The sequence below is a fragment of the Arthrobacter sp. TmtSoilC48 genome (assembly GCF_059739425.1).
Map to the genome: position 1 here is coordinate 4675861 of NZ_AP046049.1, position 20558 is coordinate 4696418.

At 63.4% G+C, this 20558-nt stretch carries 20 protein-coding genes; 9 read left to right on the plus strand and 11 right to left on the minus strand.

Annotated features, from left to right (window positions below):
• Positions 1–15: 15 nt before the first annotated feature.
• From AC6I97_RS21425 to AC6I97_RS21435, 3 genes are read right to left on the minus strand one after another with little or no spacing between them, the layout of a single operon-like run.
• Positions 16–1029: an NAD(P)/FAD-dependent oxidoreductase gene (locus tag AC6I97_RS21425; protein WP_497946709.1), complete on the minus strand. Its 1014-nt coding sequence runs from the start codon at positions 1027–1029 to the stop codon at positions 16–18.
• Between the two features lie 7 nt (positions 1030–1036).
• Positions 1037–1939, minus strand: a complete 903-nt coding sequence (locus AC6I97_RS21430) for an alpha/beta fold hydrolase (protein ID WP_497946710.1) — start codon at positions 1937–1939, stop codon at positions 1037–1039.
• 58 nt (positions 1940–1997) lie between these two features.
• Positions 1998–2813 (minus strand): oxidoreductase, encoded by an 816-nt coding sequence (locus AC6I97_RS21435; RefSeq protein ID WP_497946711.1) that lies wholly within the window; start codon positions 2811–2813, stop codon positions 1998–2000.
• A 138-nt stretch (positions 2814–2951) separates the two neighbouring features.
• Between AC6I97_RS21435 and AC6I97_RS21440 the strand changes: the two genes are divergently transcribed.
• Positions 2952–3575, plus strand: coding sequence for a TetR/AcrR family transcriptional regulator (locus tag AC6I97_RS21440; RefSeq protein WP_497946712.1), 624 nt, complete (start codon positions 2952–2954; stop codon positions 3573–3575).
• 238 nt (positions 3576–3813) lie between these two features.
• Here AC6I97_RS21440 and AC6I97_RS21445 read toward each other — a convergent pair whose 3' ends face one another.
• A complete protein-coding gene (locus AC6I97_RS21445) occupies positions 3814–4428 on the minus strand; it encodes a TetR/AcrR family transcriptional regulator (RefSeq protein WP_497946713.1) in 615 nt (204 codons plus the stop codon).
• 135 nt (positions 4429–4563) lie between these two features.
• On the opposite strand from AC6I97_RS21445, the gene AC6I97_RS21450 reads away from it, so the two are divergent.
• The 3 genes from AC6I97_RS21450 to AC6I97_RS21460 all read left to right on the plus strand — a co-directional run bounded on the left by AC6I97_RS21450 (position 4564) and on the right by AC6I97_RS21460 (position 8791).
• Complete coding sequence (locus AC6I97_RS21450; protein WP_497946714.1) at positions 4564–5835, plus strand: MFS transporter; 1272 nt, start codon at positions 4564–4566, stop codon at positions 5833–5835.
• A gap of 1 nt (position 5836) precedes the next feature.
• A complete protein-coding gene (locus AC6I97_RS21455) occupies positions 5837–8335 on the plus strand; it encodes a beta-glucosidase family protein (protein ID WP_497946715.1) in 2499 nt (832 codons plus the stop codon).
• 156 nt (positions 8336–8491) lie between these two features.
• Complete coding sequence (locus tag AC6I97_RS21460) at positions 8492–8791, plus strand: DUF4193 domain-containing protein (protein WP_224094141.1); 300 nt, start codon at positions 8492–8494, stop codon at positions 8789–8791.
• Between the two features lie 101 nt (positions 8792–8892).
• Here AC6I97_RS21460 and AC6I97_RS21465 read toward each other — a convergent pair whose 3' ends face one another.
• The 4 genes from AC6I97_RS21465 to AC6I97_RS21480 form a co-directional block, all read right to left on the minus strand.
• Positions 8893–9072: a hypothetical protein gene (locus tag AC6I97_RS21465; protein ID WP_497946716.1), complete on the minus strand. Its 180-nt coding sequence runs from the start codon at positions 9070–9072 to the stop codon at positions 8893–8895.
• Positions 9069–9428 carry a LapA family protein gene (locus AC6I97_RS21470; RefSeq protein ID WP_497946717.1) on the minus strand — a complete coding sequence of 120 codons (360 nt, stop codon included), beginning with the start codon at positions 9426–9428 and terminating at the stop codon, positions 9069–9071. Before AC6I97_RS21470 ends, AC6I97_RS21465 begins: the two co-directional genes overlap by 4 nt.
• 253 nt (positions 9429–9681) lie before the next feature.
• The gene (locus tag AC6I97_RS21475) at positions 9682–9912 is read right to left on the minus strand and encodes a hypothetical protein (RefSeq protein ID WP_224094138.1); all 231 of its coding nucleotides are present in this window, start codon (positions 9910–9912) and stop codon (positions 9682–9684) included.
• 120 nt (positions 9913–10032) lie between these two features.
• Positions 10033–10257, minus strand: a complete 225-nt coding sequence (locus tag AC6I97_RS21480; RefSeq protein ID WP_224094137.1) for a hypothetical protein — start codon at positions 10255–10257, stop codon at positions 10033–10035.
• A gap of 86 nt (positions 10258–10343) precedes the next feature.
• Between AC6I97_RS21480 and AC6I97_RS21485 the strand changes: the two genes are divergently transcribed.
• On the plus strand, positions 10344–10832 hold the full coding sequence (locus tag AC6I97_RS21485; protein WP_497946718.1) for a MarR family winged helix-turn-helix transcriptional regulator: 489 nt from the start codon (positions 10344–10346) through the stop codon (positions 10830–10832).
• Positions 10833–10860: 28 nt separating this feature from the next.
• On the opposite strand, the gene map is transcribed toward AC6I97_RS21485, so the two are convergent.
• Positions 10861–11631, minus strand: a complete 771-nt coding sequence (gene map, locus AC6I97_RS21490) for a type I methionyl aminopeptidase (protein WP_497946719.1) — start codon at positions 11629–11631, stop codon at positions 10861–10863.
• A 65-nt stretch (positions 11632–11696) separates the two neighbouring features.
• Here map and AC6I97_RS21495 point away from each other — a divergent pair, with 65 nt between their 5' ends.
• Genes AC6I97_RS21495 through AC6I97_RS21510 form a run of 4 tightly spaced genes read left to right on the plus strand, consistent with a single transcriptional unit; the run spans position 11697 to position 13946 of the window.
• The gene (locus AC6I97_RS21495; RefSeq protein WP_223947860.1) at positions 11697–11963 is read left to right on the plus strand and encodes a helix-turn-helix domain-containing protein; all 267 of its coding nucleotides are present in this window, start codon (positions 11697–11699) and stop codon (positions 11961–11963) included.
• A gap of 20 nt (positions 11964–11983) precedes the next feature.
• Positions 11984–12598 carry an SSI family serine proteinase inhibitor gene (locus AC6I97_RS21500; protein WP_497946720.1) on the plus strand — a complete coding sequence of 205 codons (615 nt, stop codon included), beginning with the start codon at positions 11984–11986 and terminating at the stop codon, positions 12596–12598.
• A complete protein-coding gene (locus tag AC6I97_RS21505; RefSeq protein ID WP_497946721.1) occupies positions 12555–13499 on the plus strand; it encodes a 3-methyladenine DNA glycosylase in 945 nt (314 codons plus the stop codon). Before AC6I97_RS21500 ends, AC6I97_RS21505 begins: the two co-directional genes overlap by 44 nt.
• 57 nt (positions 13500–13556) lie before the next feature.
• Positions 13557–13946: a serine protease inhibitor gene (locus tag AC6I97_RS21510; RefSeq protein ID WP_497946722.1), complete on the plus strand. Its 390-nt coding sequence runs from the start codon at positions 13557–13559 to the stop codon at positions 13944–13946.
• A 68-nt stretch (positions 13947–14014) separates the two neighbouring features.
• Here AC6I97_RS21510 and AC6I97_RS21515 read toward each other — a convergent pair whose 3' ends face one another.
• The gene (locus AC6I97_RS21515; protein WP_497946723.1) at positions 14015–17182 is read right to left on the minus strand and encodes a S8 family serine peptidase; all 3168 of its coding nucleotides are present in this window, start codon (positions 17180–17182) and stop codon (positions 14015–14017) included.
• A gap of 259 nt (positions 17183–17441) precedes the next feature.
• Positions 17442–20366: an exo-alpha-sialidase gene (locus AC6I97_RS21520; RefSeq protein WP_497946724.1), complete on the minus strand. Its 2925-nt coding sequence runs from the start codon at positions 20364–20366 to the stop codon at positions 17442–17444.
• Between the last annotated feature and the right edge of the window lie 192 nt (positions 20367–20558).

A 20558-nucleotide genomic window follows, 5' to 3' on the forward strand; every position in this document is an offset into this window, starting at 1 on the left:
TCGACGCCGGCGCGTTCAGACATAGGGTGTCGGAATCGGTCCAGCCGCGTGCAGTGCCGCGTCGGTATCCGCTATGGCCAGCATCCTGTTGATGTCGGCCCCGGCCAGTGCGCCGGCCGCGGCGGAGGCCCCGACCTGGGCGGTCAGATCGGTGGCGTTGCCGGCCACCCACACACCCGGCACTTCGGTGATGCCGGCCGTGCCGGAGGCGAAACTGCGGCCCTTGTTCGGCAGGTCCTGCACGGGCAGGTGCAGACCTTCCAGGCCTTGGGCGCGGATCTGCAGCTGCGCGAGGACTGCGATGACGCGGCGGGCAATGACCTGGCCGTCGGTGAGGCGCACGCCGGCGAGGGCGCCGTCGTCGTCGTTGACGATCTCGGTGACCGGGGTGTCGATGACGCGGATGCCGCGGGCGGCGAAGCGGGCGCGGTTGTCCTCGTCCAGGTCGGTGCCGTGCGTGAAGTAGGTCAGGTCCGCGGTCAGCTGACGGTACAGATACGCGTGGGCGATGGAGACCGGGCCGGTGGCGAGGATACCGATGGGTTCGTCGCGGACCTCCCAGCCGTGGCAGTACGGGCAGTGCAGCACGCTGTGCCCCCAGTGCTCGGCGAGCCCGGGCACGTCCGGCAGAACGTCGGTGAGGCCGGTGGCCACGAGGATGCGGCGGGCGGTGATGCTGCGGCCGTCGGCGAGGGTGATGGTGAACCGCAAATCCCCGTCAGCTGAGGGGGCGGCAGGCTCGGCCGAGACTACCGTGCCGAGGACGATGCGTCCGCCGTAGTGGCGCACGTGCTCAAGTCCTCGTCGAAGGATCTCGGACGGCGGGGTGCTGTCCAGGGCGAGGAGGCCGTGCACGGCTTCGGCTGGCGCGTTGCGGGGGTAGCCGCTGTCGATCACGACGACCGAGCGGCGGGAGCGGGCGAGGATCAGAGCGCCGTTCAGTCCTGCGGCGCCGCCTCCGATCACCACCGTGTCGATAGTGCCTTCGGCCAGTTCGTCACTCGTGAATGGAGGAGTCGTCTCAGTCATGGTTTGGTCAGCCTTTCGGGTTCTGGACGGCCATTGGGTTGGTTTCGCGGCGAGGGTCAGGTGAGCCACTTGCCACCCATGTCGTGATCCGTTCCGCGATCGCTTCGGGGGCTTCGATGTGCAGGAAGTGGCCGAGGTTGGGGACGATGTCGCGCACGTGCGGTGCGGCGTATCGATGCCGGTCGTCGACGTTCGGGGGGAGGATGCAGTCGTCGTCTGCGCCGTGGATGTGCAGCAGGGGCACCGTGATGGGGTGGGAGAGGCGGCGTGCAGCCTTCAGCATGCCCAGGCGGGTCATCTCCCGGTAGTACTTGAGGGGCGCGGGAAAGCTCGCTCCGAGGTGCTCGTGTAGCTCCGCTTGGAGAGCCGGGTCGAGGGTCAGGTTTGGTGACCATTGACGCCAGAGGCGGTCGATGAGGGCGAAGTCGCGGGCTCGGGCGATCATGCCGCTTCCGGGAAGCTGGAAGAAGGCCATGTACCAGCTCCGGCGGAGTTGGGCGGGGCGGGGCCGGCCGATGAATGTGAGGGGGTGGGGGATAGCGAGCGTGACTGCGCGTTTGATGCGCTCCGGCGCGGTGACGGTGGTGTCGTACGTGATGAAGGCGCCCCAGTCGTGGCCAATGAGGTCCACCTGGCGCTGGGGAGACCACTGCTCGATCAGCGCGACCACGTCGCCGGTGAGGGATGCGAAATCGAATGGACCCGCGGTCGGGGACGGGGCGTAACCGCGAAGCCAGGGCGCGAGGACGTAGCGACCCTGGCGGCCGAGTTCGGCGAGGAACGCCTTCGCCGTTGGCGGGTGGTCCGGGAATCCGTGCAGGAAGATCGTTGGTTGACCTGTGGGGTCACCGCCCTGCAGAGCGTGAAAAGTGCCATGCGGCAAGTCGAAAGTGACGTGTTCGAAGTCCATGCGTGTTGAGCCTGTTTCGAGGTTGGGCGGACGAGAGATGCTGGTGCTGGCCTCGGCGTCAGCCGGCCAGTTGGTTGAGCTTGCGGATCTGTTTGTCGAAGGTGCGCGAGGGCACGAACCGGCGCAGGACGCTGACGCGTCCGGCCATCGAGCCGGCGGTGTACCTGGGTGTGGGCTTGGAGTCCGTGGCGGCAGCGACGATCACTTTTGCGACAACATCGGGGTCATCGGCGGTACGTAAGGCGGTGGCCAGTACGTCTCGGGAGACCTCCCGCTGTGCGGAGTAGACCGGCAAGGGTGAGTCCGGTGCCAGGCTGCTCGCCTCGAAACCCGTGCTTGTAAAGGCCGGCTCGACCAGCAGCACCCGGACGCCGTGCTCGCGAAGCTCGTGGTCGACGGACTCCGAGTAGCCCTCGACTGCATGCTTGGTGGCGGCATAGATGGCCATGAAGGGGGCTGGGATCAGACCGAGTACCGAGGAGACGTTGACCACACGGCCACTGCCCTTGGCCCGCATGTGGGGCAGCACGGCGTTTGTCATCCGCATCAAGCCGAAGACGTTGATGTCGAAGACCTCCTTGGTCTGGTTGATCGAGCTTTCCTCGCCGGCGCCGACTGCGCCCACGCCTGCGTTGTTGACCAGGACGTCGATCCGACCAAACCGCTCGATCACCTTCTCGACCAGGGAATGGACCGATTCGTCGCTGGCTACATCGAGATCGAGGAACGACACCCCGGCAAGCGGGCGGGCGTTCGCGGCGTTGCGGCTCGTACCGACCACTGAGAAGCCGGCGTCTACGAGGGCGCGAGCTGCTGCCCGCCCGATTCCTGAGGAAGCGCCCGTCACGAGGGCCACCGGGGAAGCTGTCTGCATGTTGGTTCCTTCGGCTATAGGCGTGACTTCGCCGCGCCAGATATGGGGAGTCAGACATTTGTGTACTGAACAGTCAACAACGCTAGGTGGTTCTGTACTGATTTGTCAATTACGACCTTTCGGCTCTATCTTGTATGTATGGCGAGACCACGAACCTTCGACCGCGACCACGTTCTCCATGCCGCCGAGCGGCAATTTCGCGAGTCGGGCTACAACGGCACGAGCGTGGACGACATCAGCGCAGCCACCGGGCTGGGCCGCGGCAGTCTCTATGCCGCTTTCGACGGTAAACACGGTGTGCTGGTGCAAGCGATGGCCGGATACTTCAACCGGTTGGGAAACGTTCCGGCGAAGGTTCTCGCCGGCCCGGACGAGGGCGCACTCGAACGGCTCCACAGCTACCTGCTCCGCGCCGTCCACGGGGTGCCTCTAGCCGACGATGTGCCCCCAGCTTCCGACCGGGCGGCGGCTGCGTGCTTCGCGGGCAAGATGGCTCTGGAGATCGGCGCCTCAGACGCCGAGGTGCAGCGCATTGCTGCCGAATGTTTCTCTATGCTCGTGACGGCGGTGGCCGAGTGTGTGCGCGCGGCGCAGCGCAACGGAGACATCGACCCGGATGCCGATGCTGAAGATCTGGCATTCCTCGTGCTAACCGTGATCCGCGGGACAGATGTCGTCGGTGCGTACGGCCACAGTCCCGACCGCTTGACCCGGATTGCCGAGAGCGCGTTCGCGTTGTTGCCACGCGTGAGCCGCCGCTGAGGAGGGCGCAGCCGAGCGGCTGAACGCAAGCCGGATCTGCGGATGCTCCCGGGGACACGCCGTCATTGCGCGCCAGGCACTACGAAAAGCAGTTGCGATGGCAGGAAATGATGGCCCCGGAGATCATACGGCGACTCGGGGCCAGCCCTGACCTGCCGGAGGATCCGCCGCGAAATGTTCCGGTCGCGGCCGCCCTCGCCTTCGATCCGGTACACTGACGCCCCGGTCCTTCCTTGCGTTAGCCGTTGCCGCGTTCACCTTTGCCGCGCTGCACCGGCGCCAGCAGGACGTCAATAAGCTGCCTGAGCCCATCAGCCATGTCCACGTCTTTGTCATAGAGCCACTGCAACTGCAGGCCATCGAACGCCGCGACAACCAACCTGGAGAGAAGGACCGCGTCAACGTCGCTCCGGACTTCACCGGCTTGCTGCCGGCGGGCGATGTCTTCAGTAAGGCCTTGCACCAAGTCCTCGTAACGCTCTTTGAAGTAGCCGTGGGAGTCATGTCCGGGATCATTGGCTGTGGCCGACGCGACAGCGTACAGGGTGGTCAGCCCTGGCTCGTGCCGGTTCCGCTCGGCGATCGGCGCCATGAGGCCAAGCCCCGCTTCCTCTTGCCCGACCACTGACATGGACCGCCGGTCACGCTCCGCCAGGACTGCAGTGAGGAGTTCCTGCTTGCCCTTGAAGTAGTGGAAGAGGGTGGCTTCCTTGACCCCCACGAGTTCCGCCACGCGCTTAAGAGCAGTCCCTTCGAAACCTTCGGTCGCAAAGACGTCCGTCGCCGTTTGGATGATCTGTTCGCGGCGTTCCGCACCCTTCGCGTATTGCCCGCGGGCCTTGGAAGTTGACATTGAGTCAGTCTATTTCACGCATCAAAAATCGAGTCATCCTAGATTTATCTCTCAAAAATCTAGTCACACTCGATTTTTGTCGCTAAAGTCTTTCTCGAGACCCAACGGTGGGTCACCCGTTCATCAGGAGGCAATGTGGCCCTCAACCTCAAACAACAGGCGCCGGCGGCCGGCACCGAAGCCGCAGTCGTCGAAGCGGCCCGCGCTCCCCGCGCCTACGTCATCGGCATGCCAATCGCCAGCGCAGGTCTTTGGATGGCCGTGCTGGCCCCCGCGCTGGTGGTTTTGGCCATCAAGGTCTCGGAAATCACCACCCCGGACACCCGCGCCGGAGCACTGAGCGTGGTGGCAGGCGTCGGCGCCACGATAGCCCTGCTGGCCAACCCGCTCTTCGGACGCCTGAGCGACCGCACAACCTCCCGCTTCGGAATGCGCAAGCCCTGGATCGTCGGCGGCTCACTGCTCGGGCTGGCATCACTCTTCCTGCTGGGGTCGGCCGCAGATGTCGGCACGGTCCTCATCGCCTGGGTCTTAGCACAGCTGGGCTTCAACGCGGCACTGGCCGCCCTCGTAGCCACGCTCCCCGACCAAGCAGCCCCCTCCGAGCGCGGGCGCCTCTCCGGGCTGATCGGCATGACCTTGCCAATCGGGCTCGTGGCCGCTGCGTTCTTCGCGCAAATGTTCGACAACGCCTTGCAGATGGCCGTGGTCCCCGGCGTCGTGGGAACCGCCGTCGCAATCGCTTTCGCCTTCACGTTCAAGGACCGCGTCCTCACCGAGAAGCCGGCGCCACTGAACCTCAAAGAGATCCTGGGTTCGTTCTACTTCAACCCGCGCACCTACCCGGGCCTTGGCTGGGCCTGGCTCACCAAGTTCATGGTCTACATGGGCTACTGCGCAGGGCTCCTGTACTTGCCGTACTTCTTCGCGGACCACCTCCACGTTGCAGAATCCCAGGTCACCAGCCTCGTGTTCCAAGCGACACTGGTGAGCTCTGCCGGCACTGTCATCACCAGCCTCGCAGGCGGTTGGATCAGCGACCGCGTCGGCAAGCGCAAGGGCATGGTGATCATCTCCGCCCTGGTGATGATGGTGGGGCTGATCGTCATCGCTACCAGCACCGACACCGGTCAGGTCCTGGCAGGCCAAGCCATCCTGGGCCTCGGGCTCGGAGTCTTCAGCGCAGTGGACGTCGCCCTCATCGCCGACCTGCTCCCCGGCAGCCAGACCGAGAACGCCAAGACCTTCGGTGTCTTCAACATCGCACAGGCCCTCCCGCAGTCGCTCGTACCCGCCGTTGCCTTCCCTGTCATTGCCATTGGGGGTTACCCCGCATTGTTCCTCGGTGGCGCTGTGATCGGCATCGTCGGTGCCGTCCTCGTAACCCGTATCAAAGGAGTCAAATAAAATGAACCCCACATTGTCGGCCGCTGTCACGGCCCCGCAGACCGGATCGCCGGACGCCGAAGAGCGCATCCGGGAACTCGCACAGAGCCTCTCCCTGGAGCAGCAGATCCAACTGCTGACGGGAGCGGACGTCTGGTCCACCCACGCCATCCCGGAAATCGGCCTCAGCCGCATCGTCATGTCCGATGGTCCGGCAGGCGTCCGCGGCGAAGACTTCGACGAGCGCCACGACTCAATCTCCCTCCCGTCGTCGTCCGCCCTGTCCGCGACATGGAGCGTGGAAACCGCACGTCGCTACGGACAGGTTCTCGGGCAGGAGGCCCGCCGCAAGGGCGTCCACGCCGTGCTCGGCCCAACCATCAACCTTCACCGTTCGCCCCTTGGTGGACGTCATTTCGAGTGCATGAGCGAGGACCCGCGGCTGACGGCAACCATGGCCGCCGGATACGTTGCCGGCGTGCAGTCCATGGGTGTAGGGGCGACCCCCAAGCACTACCTGGCCAACGAGGCCGAGACGGAGCGATTCACCGCAGATTCCGTGGTGGACGAGCGCCCGTTGCGCGAGCTTTATCTGGCAGCGTTCGAAGACGCCATCACGGAGGCCCGGGCCTGGCTGGTCATGAGCTCCTACAACTCCATCAACGGCACCACGGCGAGCGAAAACAAGCTGTTGGAAACCCCGCTCTCCACAGAATGGGGCTTCGACGGGGTGGTGGTTTCCGACTGGACGGGAGTGCGTTCCGTTGATGCCGCAAACGCGCACCAGGATCTGGAAATGCCCGGGCCGGTAGGCCACTGGGGCCCCAAACTTCTGGCCGCCGTCGAGGATGGCCGCGTCAGCCGCGAGGCCATTCTGGAAAAGGTTACCCGCATCCTGCGACTCGCTGCCCGCGTCGGCTCACTCGAAGGCTTCGAACCCGCTGTCACCGGGCTCCCCGCCAAACTGGACGGGGCCGCCGTCGCGCGTGAAGTTGCCGTCCGTGGCGCAGTGCTGGTCCGTAACGAGGGAAGCATCCTTCCGTTGGATGCCGCGACGCTCAAGAGCGTGGCCGTGATAGGCCATAACGCTGAAGAGGCCCGCACCCAAGGCGGCGGGAGCGCCACGGTGATGCCCAAGTACACCGTCTCGCCCTTGGAGGGGCTGCGCAAAGCACTGCCCGACGACGTCAAAGTCACCTATGCGCGCGGCGCGAAGGTGGCCGAGGGCCTTCAGGCGTTCCCCCGGACTTCACTGCACAATCCGGTCTCCAATGTCCCTGGGATCCGCGTGACGTTCCTCGCAGAAGACGGCACGGAGCTCTCGGGCGAAGACCGCCTGGCGTCACACTTGATCTGGTTCGGCATCGGCATCCCGGAAGGCGCCGCGATCATCCGGATGGAGACCGACTGGACGGCCGATTCCGCAGGTGTCCACCACCTCGGAGTGGGCACAGTAGGGCACATCCGCCTCTCATTGGATGGAGCCGAAGTCTTCAACGACGAAATCCAGGACGACACCGATGTCCTGGGTGCCGCGCTTTTCGATCCGCCCAAGACTGTTCACGCAGTTGAGACCGCAGCCGGCCAGCTGGTGCGTATCGAAGCCGAATACCGCCTGCCCAAGGAACAGATCATCCCGTTCACGGCAATCCTGCTGGGCGAAGAAACCGTGGTGGCGGATCCTCAGGCGGAAATCGACGCCGCGGTGGAAGCCGCCCGGGCTTCAGATGTAGCTGTGGTGGTCGTCGGAACCAATGCGGCCATCGAATCCGAGGGCTTTGACCGAAAGGACCTGGACCTTCCGGGGTTCCAGAACGAACTCGTACAAGCCGTCGCCGCCGCCAACCCACGCACTGTGGTGGTGGTGAATTCGGGTTCACCTGTGGTGATGCCGTGGCTCAAGAACGTCAACGCGGTGCTGCTGGGCTGGTTCGGTGGCCAGGAGTTCGGCAACGCGATTGCAGACATCCTGCTGGGCGCAGAGGAACCTGGCGGTCGGCTCCCCACCACGTGGCCGGCAGCCCTAGAGGATGTTCCGGTCCTGAACACCACTCCCGTGGACGGCAAGGTGGTCTACTCCGAGGGAATTCATGTGGGCTACCGGGCGTGGCTCAAGCAGCAAGGCGAAGGGGGCCCTGCTCCGGCGCTGCCTTTCGGCTTCGGGCTCGGGTACACGACCTTCGAGTTCGGCACCGCCCACGCACCACAGTCGGTCACGGCCGGCAACGACGTGGTTGTGCACGTCCCGGTGAAGAACACCGGAACGCGTACGGGACGTGAAGTGGTTCAGGTCTACCTTGAGCGCACCGGTTCCGCGGTGGAACGACCGGTCCGTTGGTTGGCCGGCTACGCCGGAACGCACCTTGCTCCGGCGGGGACTGACAGCGTTGAAGTCCGCATCCCGGCAAAGGCTTTTGCGCATTACGACGGCGGCTGGCAGTTCGAGCGTGGAAGCTTCCGCCTGCTGGTGGGTCGCCATGTTGCGGACAGCTTCCAGACTCTGGACATCGAGGTGCGGTAATAATAGAGGGCAATTGGCGCGGCGTGGCGGCCTTTTTGGGCCGCCACGCACGTGGTTTTCGCCACAAGCGCCGTATCTGGGGTATGGTATGGAATTTTCATGGCATGCTGTACGTTGCATACCCGGTAACCCCCTAACACGAAGAGGCATCAAAAAGTGGCAGCCGACTACGACGAACTCCGTACCGATGTAAAAGAGAACCAGGAGCAGTCCCTCCAGGCGCTCCAGTCCGCCAGCGCCCCCACGGCCAAGAGCGTGGTTCTTGAACTCGACGAAACCGACGGCCTGGACGCCAACGGTCCCGGCGGCGAAATCGTCGCTGAAGAACTCATCATCCAGGTCATCCCCCAGGCAAGCGACGAGTTCACTTGTAACTCATGCTTCCTGGTCCGCCACCGTTCGCAGATTGCCCGCGAAAAGGATGGCGTCGCCTACTGCACTGACTGCGAAGGCTAAGACGACCACCACCCCGGCGGAACATGAATCGTCAGGGAGTGCCGCCGTCGGGATTAATTGCGGAAGGACCGGAGCACATGCTCCGGTCCTTCCGCACTTAATTACTTGTCGCCCGCTTCCTGCCCGCCCTGCTTATCGGGTTCGGACAGTCGCTCCTCATCGGTGTATTCAGGGGCGACCACCGGGGAAAGAGCGTCACCAAGGAGACCGGCAGCCTCCCTGCCACCCTCTGGATCAGGCCGGTCCGGCGACTTGTCGTCCTCCAGCGGAGTGTCCGTCATAGTCCGCCTCCTTGTCCGCCGATCATCTTCTGGCGCCGGTGATTGCTCACCCTGAGCTGAAGAATCCGCGCACCCCCGGCCAGCGCCACCAGCACGCCTCCTCCAACAGCTGCGATGAACAGCGTGGTGCCGAGGGCGAGGACTCCTTCCAATCCGAAGAAGCGAACAGTGACCATGTCCTGGTTCTGGACGAAGAAGACGATCAACAGGACCAACACCACCAGGCCCACAGCTACTGCCACCCAGATTGCTGCTGTTCGTGTGGGCCGGGAATTGCCCGGCGCGACCCGTCGCTGCGGGTGATCGGCCCGTCCAGAGCCTCCCCGGGCCATTGCGGCATCATCTTGAGCGCTCATTGACAGCCCCCTCATTTCCCAGAACGTATGCGTGCCCATCACATGTCCATGCACTCATATAATAAGCATGCTTATAAGTGGCTCAACAGTGGCCCGGGCAGGATCCCGGGAAGCAAGCCCGGCCGGCAGGAAGCCCACCCTACTCAAGGCCTGCCCTACACAAGGAAGGACCGGAGTTCGCGGTCCGGTCCTTCGGTATTGGGTGCCGTTGTTACTGCCTGTCGCAGCTACGAATGGTCACAGTTACCGGTGGTCACACGCTGTAGTCGGTTGAAGTTGGCCCTGGATCGTTGTTCCGGACAGCGTAGTGATGGCCTTCGGAATCGGTCTCAATGTCGAAGGTCTTCAAGTCTTCCTCGGAAGCCGTTTCGAAGTCGTCGTGTTTATGCACAACAGGGGCATCCGTGTCCCCATGGGTTGCTGGTCCGAATACGGACTGCAGCCGCTCGGTCACGTGCTGAAAGTTTTCCAACTTGCGTCCCATGTTCTTCCACCTCCTTTCAACGGGAGAGAGAAAAGCGGCAGGACGGCGCATGCCGTACCAGTACGCCAATTTTACGCCCGCAGGCCGGAAAAGGCGCGGAATCGCGGCGGGCGAAAAGGCTTAGCGCAGCGACTTATCGTCTGGATTACGGGGAACCACATACGTGCTGCCGTCCGGACGGCGAAGGGTTTCCCATTGCTGCGTCTCCGCCTCGCGTTGGGCCAGGAGCCTGCGGTTGGCCTCGGTCATTTCGTGATCGATGGAGCTGCTGTGTGCGGGGCCAAAGATGACCCTCAGCTTTCCCGTAGCGCGCATGAACTTCTGGGTAAAGGATTCCTTTGCCACGCGGATCGACTCCTCTTTTAGACGGTTGAACAAGTTCATAGTACGCTAACAATTAGTGCACTAACTAATCGGAAGGGAAGGCCGCCATGACCCAGACCAAGGAGACGAGCCTGACCAATGAGTCAAGCCAGGCCAGCGAGACTGACGACCTCCTTTTGGAACGCCAACTGTGCTTCGCGTTGACGGTTGCCTCGCGGAGCGTTGTGGGCATCTACAAGCCCATCCTCGAACAGCTCGGGCTGACGCATCCGCAGTACCTTGTGATGCTTGCACTCTGGGAGCGGAGCCCCAGGACGCTAAAGGACATTAGCGACAGCCTCCTCCACGAGCCCGCCACCTTGTCCCCACTCCTGCGCCGACTTGAGGAAGCACAGCTGATTACGCGCGAGCGCGTGCCTGGCAACGAGCGCGCGCTTGCCGTCAAGCTGACGGAAAAGGGAGCAGCGCTTCGGGATAAGGCAACGGCGGTTCCTGGTGCAATCCGGGAGCGCCTGCAGCTCAGCCGCGAGGAGGTGGCCGAACTCCACCAGGCTATGACCGGCCTGATCGCGGCAACCCAGCGCAGCGGCACCTGAGACCAGCGCAGCGGCACCCGAGACCCACTCAGCGCGCCAAGGTTAGAATCTCAGCCCCGCCGTCGGTGATGGCTATCGTGTGCTCGCTGTGGGCTGTGCGGCAACCTGTTGCGCTTCTCAGCGTCCACCCGTCGTCATCGGTAACGAGCTCGGCGGTGTCCGCCATGACCCATGGCTCCAGCGCCAGCAGTAGTCCCGGGCGCAATTTGTAACCACGGCCCGGCCTCCCGGTATTGGCGATGTGCGGGTCCTGGTGCATCGTCGATCCGATGCCGTGACCACCGAACTGGGTATTGATCGGGTATCCGGCTTCGCTGAGGACCGAGCCTATGGCATGGGAGATATCACCGATGCGGGCGCCAGGACCGGCCGCTGCTATCCCTGCACTCAACGCCCGCTCAGTTGCGTCGATCATTGCCAAGCTCTCCAAGGGCTTTGACTCGCCCACCGTGAAGCTGATAGCGGAGTCTGCAGCGACCCCATTCTTGGAAACAGCGATGTCCAGGGACACCAGGTCGCCGTCAGCAAGCGCGTAGTCATGAGGCAGTCCATGGAGGACGGCGTCGTTGACGGACGTGCAGATGTAGTGCCCAAAAGGACCGCGCCCAAAGGAGGGCGAATAGTCTACGTAGCACGACTGGGCCCCCGCCTCCGCGATCATGGCTTGGGCCCACTGATCGATCTCCAGGAGATTGACGCCCACTGCACTGCGGCTTTTCATTGCCTGAAGGATCTCGGCAACCAGTGCTCCAGCCTCCTTCGCCCGATGCAGTTCAGTGCGGTTCAGAATCTCGATCATGCGGCGCCCTCCCATTCAACCAATAACTATCCCGGCCATATTATCCCGGTATTAGAATTGGAGCCATGGTCAGATTGCCACTCACAGCTGAAGAGGTCGAGCGCGGACAGCGTCTCGGCGCCATGTTGCGTCGCGCCCGGGGAGGGCGCTCCATGCTGGAAATTGCGCTCGAGGCCCAGGTTTCGCCGGAGACACTCCGGAAGATCGAGTCCGGACGTGTGGCAACCCCGGCCTTCCAGACCATCGCAGCGATAGCAGACGTCCTCGGGCTGTCCCTTGATGAGGTGTGGGCAGGGATCAGCCAGCCCGAAAGCATTGCCGCTCCGGCATAAAACGGCACCAAGGAGATTCAATGCGCCCGCACCACTTAGTCCGGCCCCTACAAGCTGTTCGGCCCCTCATTGCCGTCCTGGCCCTCGCTGGCCTGGCCGGCTGCTCGGGTACCCCCGCCCCGGGTGGGTCGAGCAGCGCTGCCCCCTCGCCGTCGTCGTCCGTCAGTCCAAGCGGCGCATCTCCGAGCGCCACACAAGCCAACCCAGCGCCAACCCAGGTGCCCACAACGCTCGGCCCCGAAGACACAACACCGGACCCCAGCTTGCCCGGAACCACGCCCACGCCGGGACAGGGAAACGCTGAACTCTCCATCATCGTGCTGGAGGCCGCCGATGCAGCACCGCAGAACTATACGCTCGTCTGCATAAACGGCGCCCCGGCAGCCGAAAGCAAACACCCCACCGCGAATGCGGCCTGCACGGCACTGAAGAACAATCCTTCGCTCCTGGGCCCTGCCCCGATCAAGACCGACCAAGACTGCACGCAGCAGTACGGCGGCCCGCAAACAGCCAAGGTGACTGGCGCCGTTGACGGCGTGGAAGTCCATGTCTCCTACAGCCGTACCGACGGATGCCAGATCGCCTTGTGGGATGCAGCCAGCGCCATCATCGGTTCCCGCGGTGGAGCAGCTTAGGCCGCAGCACCTCCCCCAAGAGCAGTGGCTCGGGATGGAGGCAGCACATCATGCACGTGTCGCACGCTACGCGGACCCATATTTGGCCCGCCGGTCGGCAGGAAAGAAACACCCCGTGGAGGACTTCCTCTTCACGTATTACACCCAGAAACCCGGTCAATTGCTGCGCTGGCATCCCGGCCACGGCGTAGTGCTGAGCGGCGAGCGCGTCCTTGAGCGCGCCGACTGGAAGTTCTACCGCGTGCTCGACGACGGCGACCTCGCCGCCGTTGGACTGCCGCCAGGTACGCCCGCCGTCACCTTTGACAGGGAAAGTTTCATGGCCCAACGCGCCGAGGCCGTCAGTTTCGCCGGCATCTTCCTCAGCGGCACCGCGAAGCGCCCGGGTCAGTTCGGCTGCTTTGGCCTCCATGAGTGGGCCATGGTGTACCGGCAGGAGAAATTCGAGTTGCGGCACGAGTACTTGAAACTGCGGCTTGGCGCGGAGGGCACTGACACCGTGGTGGAGCAGAACCGTATCCGCTGTTCCCACTTCGATGCCTTCCGCTTCTACACACCGGACGCCGTCCCGCTCAACGAGCTCACGCCCACACGCGGGAACCAGCGCACCATGGAACAACCGGGCTGCCTGCACGCCAACATGGACCTGTACAAATGGGCCTACAAACTGACTCCGACGCTGCCCACCGAGCTGGTGATGGACTGCTTCGAACTTTCGTGGCGGATCCGGACCATGGACATGCAGGCTTCCCCTTACGACCTCGAAGAATGGGGCTACCCGCCCATCAGGATCGAGACACCGCAGGGCAAGGCCGAGTACGTTGAGTACCAGCGGGCTTTTGCAGCCGAATCCCAGACGCTGCGGGCCCGCGTGCTTCAGGCAATCGAACCGCTGCTTTAGGGAACGTCTCGCGGGACTCCCTGCCCAAGCACCCGCCGCCACCAGCGAAAGGAAACCATGGTTTCTCCCGACAACAGCGAGTACGACGTCGACCTCTCCGTCACGCTGACAGAGGCACCTGGCGCCGCGCCTACTGAGTTCTATCTGCGGTCCGCGAAGGGCATTCTGTCTCCGGAGCCGGGCTCGATCGACTCGAACCTGCCGGACGCAGCGGCAGCCCTTGCCGCCGTTGAGCAGTTTGGTGAGGAAGTGTTCTTCCCGGTTCCGCGTCCGGACCGGATCTGCACGCAACAGTACGGGGGCCCGCAGGTGGCCCTTGTGACAGGTTGGTTCCGTGGGCGGAAGGTCCACAGCAAGCTCAGCCGGACCGATGGCTGCGAGATCGCACGCTGGCGGGCCATGGCACCACTCCTGGGCGGCGCGGGAGCGTCAACCGGCGCCATCTAGGTACACCCCGGACGAAACAGCAGTGGCCGGCGGGATCATCCACCGGCCACTGCTGTGATTTCGACGAGCTAGCTTGCGTTATTGCTTTGCGTTGGCTCGTCTGCGCGGATCTTCGTGTCCTGCTTTCCCTTCGTTGGGTTCTCGTTATCCGGAACAACCGCGGCACCGGCAGGACCCACCACTACCGTGACGAAGCTGGGTTCGCTGGTGCCCTCGAACGTCAGGCGTCCAATGTAGGAGCCCGGCGTAAGGTTGGTCCAGTTCAGCGAGATGGTGCCGGCCTTGCCGTTGGCGAGTCGGATCGGGTTGGGCGTCACCGTGGCGTTGCCCTCGTTGGCCCCCAGGACCGCGGCATCAACTGTTGCCTTGGTGGGCTGGTTGTTGGGGCTCGCGTAAAGGTTGGCGAAAACGTAGTAGTCGCCTGGCTCGGGATCGGCCACGGTGACGGATTCGCTGGCCGAGGCGGTCGCGGACGGGAGCTGCTGGCCCGACGGGGTCAGGACGAGCATGTCGAAGTCCGCGGCTTCGTCCGAGGATATGACGGAGAACTTGGCCAAGGCGCTGTTCTCCCCCACCGTCACCTTCTTGACGAAGTTCGAGGCGTTGGTCTCACCGGCAAAGGGTCCCGGAACCAGTTCAATTGCTGAGGAATCCGCCTTGGAAAGCCCATCAACCGTGACTCCCACCGGTGCATTGGTGCCGGAGACGATGTTGATGGCCGCCGAGCCGTTGGGGCCAGTTCCCGTGAACGCCATGGCCTTATCCGCGATGACTGACTGCGGACGGACGGCAATGGGCGAGGTGACGGTCTTGTTTGCGCCCTGCCAGGTGAGTGAACCCATGGCGAACTTGCCCAAGGCTGCATTGTTGTTCTCGAACTGCACCTTGAACGTCTTCTTTTCACCCGCAGCGCCAAAGTTCAGCACGGATGGGGTGACCTTGACATTGACACCGGGAACGTTGACGGAGGCGCGGTAGAGGCCGGGCGTCAGGGCGGTAACTGTACGCGTGACCTCGATCTTGCCGGCGAGGTTGCCCAGCGCAAACGAGGGGACGTTCATGTCCCGCGGCTGCGTTGTACCCAGTCCCTCAATACCGAGGTCCATGCCCGTGCCCTGAACGAATTTGAGATAGTCCTCGATCGTGGCGTCGTAAACCAAGCCTGGGCTGAGGACCTTGGCCGGGTCCACCTGCCCCGCGCCGGTAGCGAAGACGTCTTTGTTGATGGCGCCGTTGGCCAGTTTCACCGGACCGGCCGTGGTCATCATGGCCGACTTCACGGTTGCCGGGGACCACTTCGGGTTCTTGGCCAGGATCAGGGCGCCGAAACCGGCCACGTGCGGGGAAGCCATGGACGTTCCTGACAGGAAACCAAAGTTGTCTCCACCGGTTCCGATGGGTGACACGCCAGCGAGGATAGCGACGCCGGGTGCTGATACGTCGGGCTTCAGAAGGTCTGAATCCGTTGCCAGCAAGGGACCGCGGGACGAGAATCCGGCGATCTGCGGCTGCGCCTCAAGGGGCAGGCCTGTGGTGTCGTGGTCCAGCAGGGACACAGTGATGGCGGGATTGGCCGTCACCTTGTCCTTGATGGCCTGCGTGGCAGGAGGATTCACATGGACAGTTGGAACAGCATGCTTGTCCGTGTCCAACGATGATTCCACCAGGTTCACCAGGATCATTCCGACGCCACCGGCCCGGAGGACCTCCGCGCTCTTGGCGGTGCGGTCAACCACACCACGGTCACAGACAACAACCTTGCCGGTCACCTTGGCCGGATCCAGCGAGCCGGGAGCACACAGCGCTGCGTTGCCCTCACCGCTTGCAGCGTTGGTGGAAAGCACGACGCCGGCCCCGCTCACCTCATGGTTCATGATGCTCGCTCCGCGGAATTTGCTGCCATCGGAGAATTCAACGGTGCCCTGAAGTTCCTGCGAGAAAGAGGTCGCAGCCACAGTGGTCAACCAGGGTGCTCCGTGATTGACGGTGCTGGCCGTTGGTCCGGAGTTCCCGGCAGAGGTTGCCACGAAAATCCCGGCCGACGCAGCAGACAGGAAAGCCAGCGATACGGGATCGGTAGTGGTCGTGGTGGAACCGGAGATGGAGTAGTTCAGCACATCCACGCCGTCCAGGATGGCCTGTTCGATTGCGTCAACAGATGCGGAGCCGTAGCAGCCGCCCGTCGTGGGATCTGTGTCTTCCCAGCAGACCTTGTAGATGGAGAGTTTGGCGGCGGGTGCGATGCCGCTGGTGATACCGAAGCTGCGGCCGTCCACCACGGCGTCGACGTTGCCGTTACCTGCCGCTGTGCTTGCGGTGTGGGTGCCGTGGCTGTCCACGTCTACGGGCGAGATGACTTCCTCGGGGGCACGGTTTTCCGGGGGAACACTTCCCAGGAAGCCATCCGCGAAGTAGTGGGTGCTGAGGACTTTGGAGTTGCAGGCACTGCCGTCGTAGCTGGCGCCGGTGTCCGTACCGGGCTGGCATTCGCCGATGAAGGTATCGCCGTCTGCCTTCAGCATCGCGATCTTGCCGTCAGCGGTCCGGTAAGGGACGCCCACCTGGGGGTCGCCGACCAGCAGACCGACCGGATCGCCTGCGAAAAAGGGATTGGAGGGGGTGTATCCGGTGTCGATGACACCAACAACAGTGCCCTTTCCGGCGTTCTCCTGGCCTCCGTATTGCGTTGCCCAGGTGCCGTTGGGCCCGCTGAGTTTCAGGAAATCGGTGGTGGAGTAGTCAGGTGCGTATTGAGTGTCCGGTGCGACCATCAGGACCTTGGGGTCCTTGGCGAGGTTGATGGCCTGCTCTGCCGTCAGGTTGGCGCTGAAACCGTTGACGGCGGTGGTGAAGTCACGTTCGATGGTGACGTTTTCCTGCTGCGCAACGTCCTGCTGCGCCTGCTGCAGGTGTTCCTGGTATTCCTTCACCTCGACGCTGCCGGAATCGAGCTTCTTGCCCTCTTCCGGCTTGGTGGGCGCAAAACCCGGCGTACCGCCGTCGTATGTAGCCGCAGGCTTTTCTGCCAGGACAACCATGTAGCGACCGTCCTTGTAGGCGCTGGGGTCAAGGTTCTTCTTGGCCACGCCTGCCGGATTCCCGGACACGGTCTCCGGGGAGGGAGCTGCCTGGGCCGGCAACGCCATGGAAGAGAGCAGCAATGGCAAGCCCACGGCGAGAGCCGCTGCCTTTCGAAGCCCCCCGCTTCTGACGAAGCTCTTTCCTTGTGATTTCACGAGTGCTGGCACCTTTCACTGAGTGAGGCCCGGGCTCCATCGCCTGGGTCTGTCAACATTTGAATCGCTGCGTTCGTGACAGGTCTTGTCAAAAATGCGCAACCAGTCGAGTCACAGAGTACAGACTGAGAGCAAAATATGACATACAGCACATTTCGGGAAATTTGTCTTGTCGCCGCACCAAATTCAGGTCATATGACGGCAAACAGCGGACCGCAGGAAACTTTCTGTGGTCCGCTGTTTTGCCCAGGCGCTGCCGCTAGCCCTTTGGCGTCACCTGCAGGCGATCAAACGAGACCTGCGTACCGTCCTTACCCAGGACCACAACATCGTCGCGGCCATTATTTACATCCGATGGAAGAATGAATTCCACGGTGTTATCCGTGGTGGGAAAGATCCATCCGAGCCGGTAACTGTGCTTGTTCAGATATACGTAGTACCACTGCCCGTATTCCAGGCCCTTCAAAGTCACTTTCTGGCCATTGCGATACTTCTCCCCCGTGCCCAGATCAAACGATGCCGTTTGGCCATCGAAGTCCTGGACGCTCAGCGCGGGCTCGGTGTCCGGCTTTGCGGGCTGGACGTTGAGGGCCAGCGCGTCGCCTTCGGCAGTGGCGGCCACTTCCTTGGTGCCGTTGTGCGCCGTCGCATCGAAAGTTACGGCGGCGAGGCTTCCGGCTGCGATGTCCCCGGCAGTAAGCACATGGACGCGCGTGGCCGTCGCCGTGCCGCCAATGGGCAGGGCAGTTTCAGTGATTCCAGACCCTTTTGCCTCAAGGCCCGTCAGCGCCACATTGCCGGCGTTGCCCACGGTGTAGGTGTAAGTCACAGGATCGCCTGCGCTGGCGAAGCGGTCACCGTCGGCGTCTTCCCAGACCGCGGAAACCGTTCCTTCAAGCTTCGGTTCCCGGACTTTCAAGTCCACCTCGCCACCGTCGATCCCGTAGTTTCTTGTGCTCTGGCCCGCCGAGCTGACTTGCCAGCTGGTGGTTGGAACGAAGAAGCCCTGGTCGGCTTCCTCAGCGGTCACGGTGTGGCGCGGCGTGGCGCACTGGTAGCTCTGCCCGGCCGGCAGAGTGAGGTAACGGCAATTGCCGGGCCCCTCAGGGACGAAGGGGCTGAAGTTGCCGGCGGTGGGCACCACGTTCTCCACGAGCGGACCCGTGTTTTTCACCGTGAACGCGTAAGGGAAAAGGTCGCCTGCTGCGTAGGGCTGGGCTGCGAGGTCACGCCCGACGTCGGTACGTGTCCCGCTGATGTCGGCCGCCACCAGGCCGTCACGCAGGGCCACCGCAGCGCCGGTGAACGGAACTGTTTTGGTGAGCGACGGCGTCGAACTGGCTGTAATGGTGAAGCTCGCCTCGGGCACGAAGTAGCCGCGCTCGATGTCCTCGGCAGTCAGCACATGCTTGGCGGTAGTGCAGTTGTAGCTGGCGCCGGCGGCCAGGTTGTTGAACCGGCAGTTGGGTGCAGCAGGTGGCAGGAAGCCGGAGTCGAAGCTCCCCGAAACAGGTACGGCGTTTGCCGTGACGTTGGACGTGCTCTTCACAGTGAAGGAGTAGCTGAGTGCCTCCCCAGCCTGATACGGGCTGGCCACAACGTCACGCGCAGGCGCAGAGCCTGCGATGGTGAGCCCCACTTGCGGGGCCACAGGCACGGTCGCCGTGAAAGTGAACTGCGAAACCCTGCCGTCCGCCGTCGTGAATGCTGCGTTAAGGTTCTGCGGACCACTGGCGTTCGCCGGAGCGGTCAGCGCTACGTTGACGGTCACCGAAGCACCAGGCGCGACGTCGGGAACCGGCACCGTGGTGGCCGACCAGCCGCTCGGCGTGTAGACGGTGGCGTTGGCGCCGGAGATCGTGGTGGCCTCCTGATTGGTGACCGTCACGGCGACTTGCTGGGTTGCACCGGGAGCGGTGGTGACGGCAGGGACGGAAAGCGGTGCGCAGACATAGTTCAGCCAGGCGTCGTCGAACTTTGCGAAGGGCATGTTGTCCGTGTAGTTGCCCTCGTAGAGGACGCCGAACTTGCCGTCCTCCATGCGGGTCACCGTGGAGTAGGCGGAGAAGCCGGAACGAATGGTTCGGACGCCCGGCCAGGTGGCGCCGTCGTCGCACGATACCCGGGCAGAGACGTTCTCGCGGCCGGTCTTGGAATTTGCGTTGGTGAAGATCAGCTTCCTGGCGTCCGCCGAACCCTGCTCCGCATTCGGGAACATCCTGGCGATGGCGCCGTTGTTGGCTGGATCCGGCAGCTCAGTGTCCTGGGTGACCGGACCGTAAGTGGCACCACCATCCGTGGAGATTGCCACCTTGCGGTAGCCCTGGTTGGCGTTGTCGCGGGAGTTCAGCAGGACTCTGCCGTCGGAGAGTTCAACGGTTTTGTTTTCGTCCATGCGGTCACCCACGTTGGCACCCTTGTGCCAGGTCACGCCATGATCGTCCGAGTAGACGCTGTATGCCTGGATCTTGTTGGTGCCGTCGGCCTGGCGGACATCGCCGGCGTACTGCTGGATGAGGCGGCCCTTGTGTGGCCCGTATTTGAGCTGGATGCCCTCGCCCGAAGAGGCGAAGTTGGAACGTACATCGCCAGCCACGGGGTTGCTCTTGCTGGTCCCGGGCTTGGTGACGTTGGTGATGAGCCGTGGCTGGCTCCACGTAACGCCGCCATCAGAGGACTCGATAACCGCCGAGGAGATCACGGTCCGGTCTGCGTCGTCGTTGCCGAACTGGCTGCCGCCGAAGCCTTGGTCCTTGGAATAGACGAAGAAGGCAAAGACTTTGCCTGCCTCGGCGTCGTAGATGTACGAGGGGTCGCTGTAGCCGTACTTCGGGCCGCTGGCATCGGCGGCGTGTCCGGCCGCAATGACCTGCACAGGGCCCCACGTCTGGCCGCCGTCCGTGCTGCGGCGTTGCACGATCGAGTTCGGGTTGGGAGCATCGGCGGCTGAGCCAGGACGGCCATCCCATGCAGCCAGGACCACGTTATTGCCCAAGTAGGTGAGTGCAGGAATCCGGTAGAAGAAGTTCGCGGCTGTGCGATCAGCGGCGAGATTTGCTTCGGCGAAACTGCCAGGGGCGGCTGTGGGGTTGTTCGGTGGAATCGGGGCTGCCGTGGCCGGAAGACCGAGGCTGGCCAGGAGGGCCAGGCTCAGGGCTCCAGTGGCTGCGATGCGTGCGAGCAATTTTGTGTCCTTTCGAAGCTGCGCCGAGATGGCATTTCGCGCCAATGTTTGGCTCAAACATTGGCGCTATCTGCCATCTCGCGGTGTGCGGGATCGAATCGATGCAGCGATATACCTCGTATTACGTGCCACGTCGAACGTCCTACAACCATAAGGTGTTGGTCGTCACATTGCTAGGGATGAAGCCGGGGA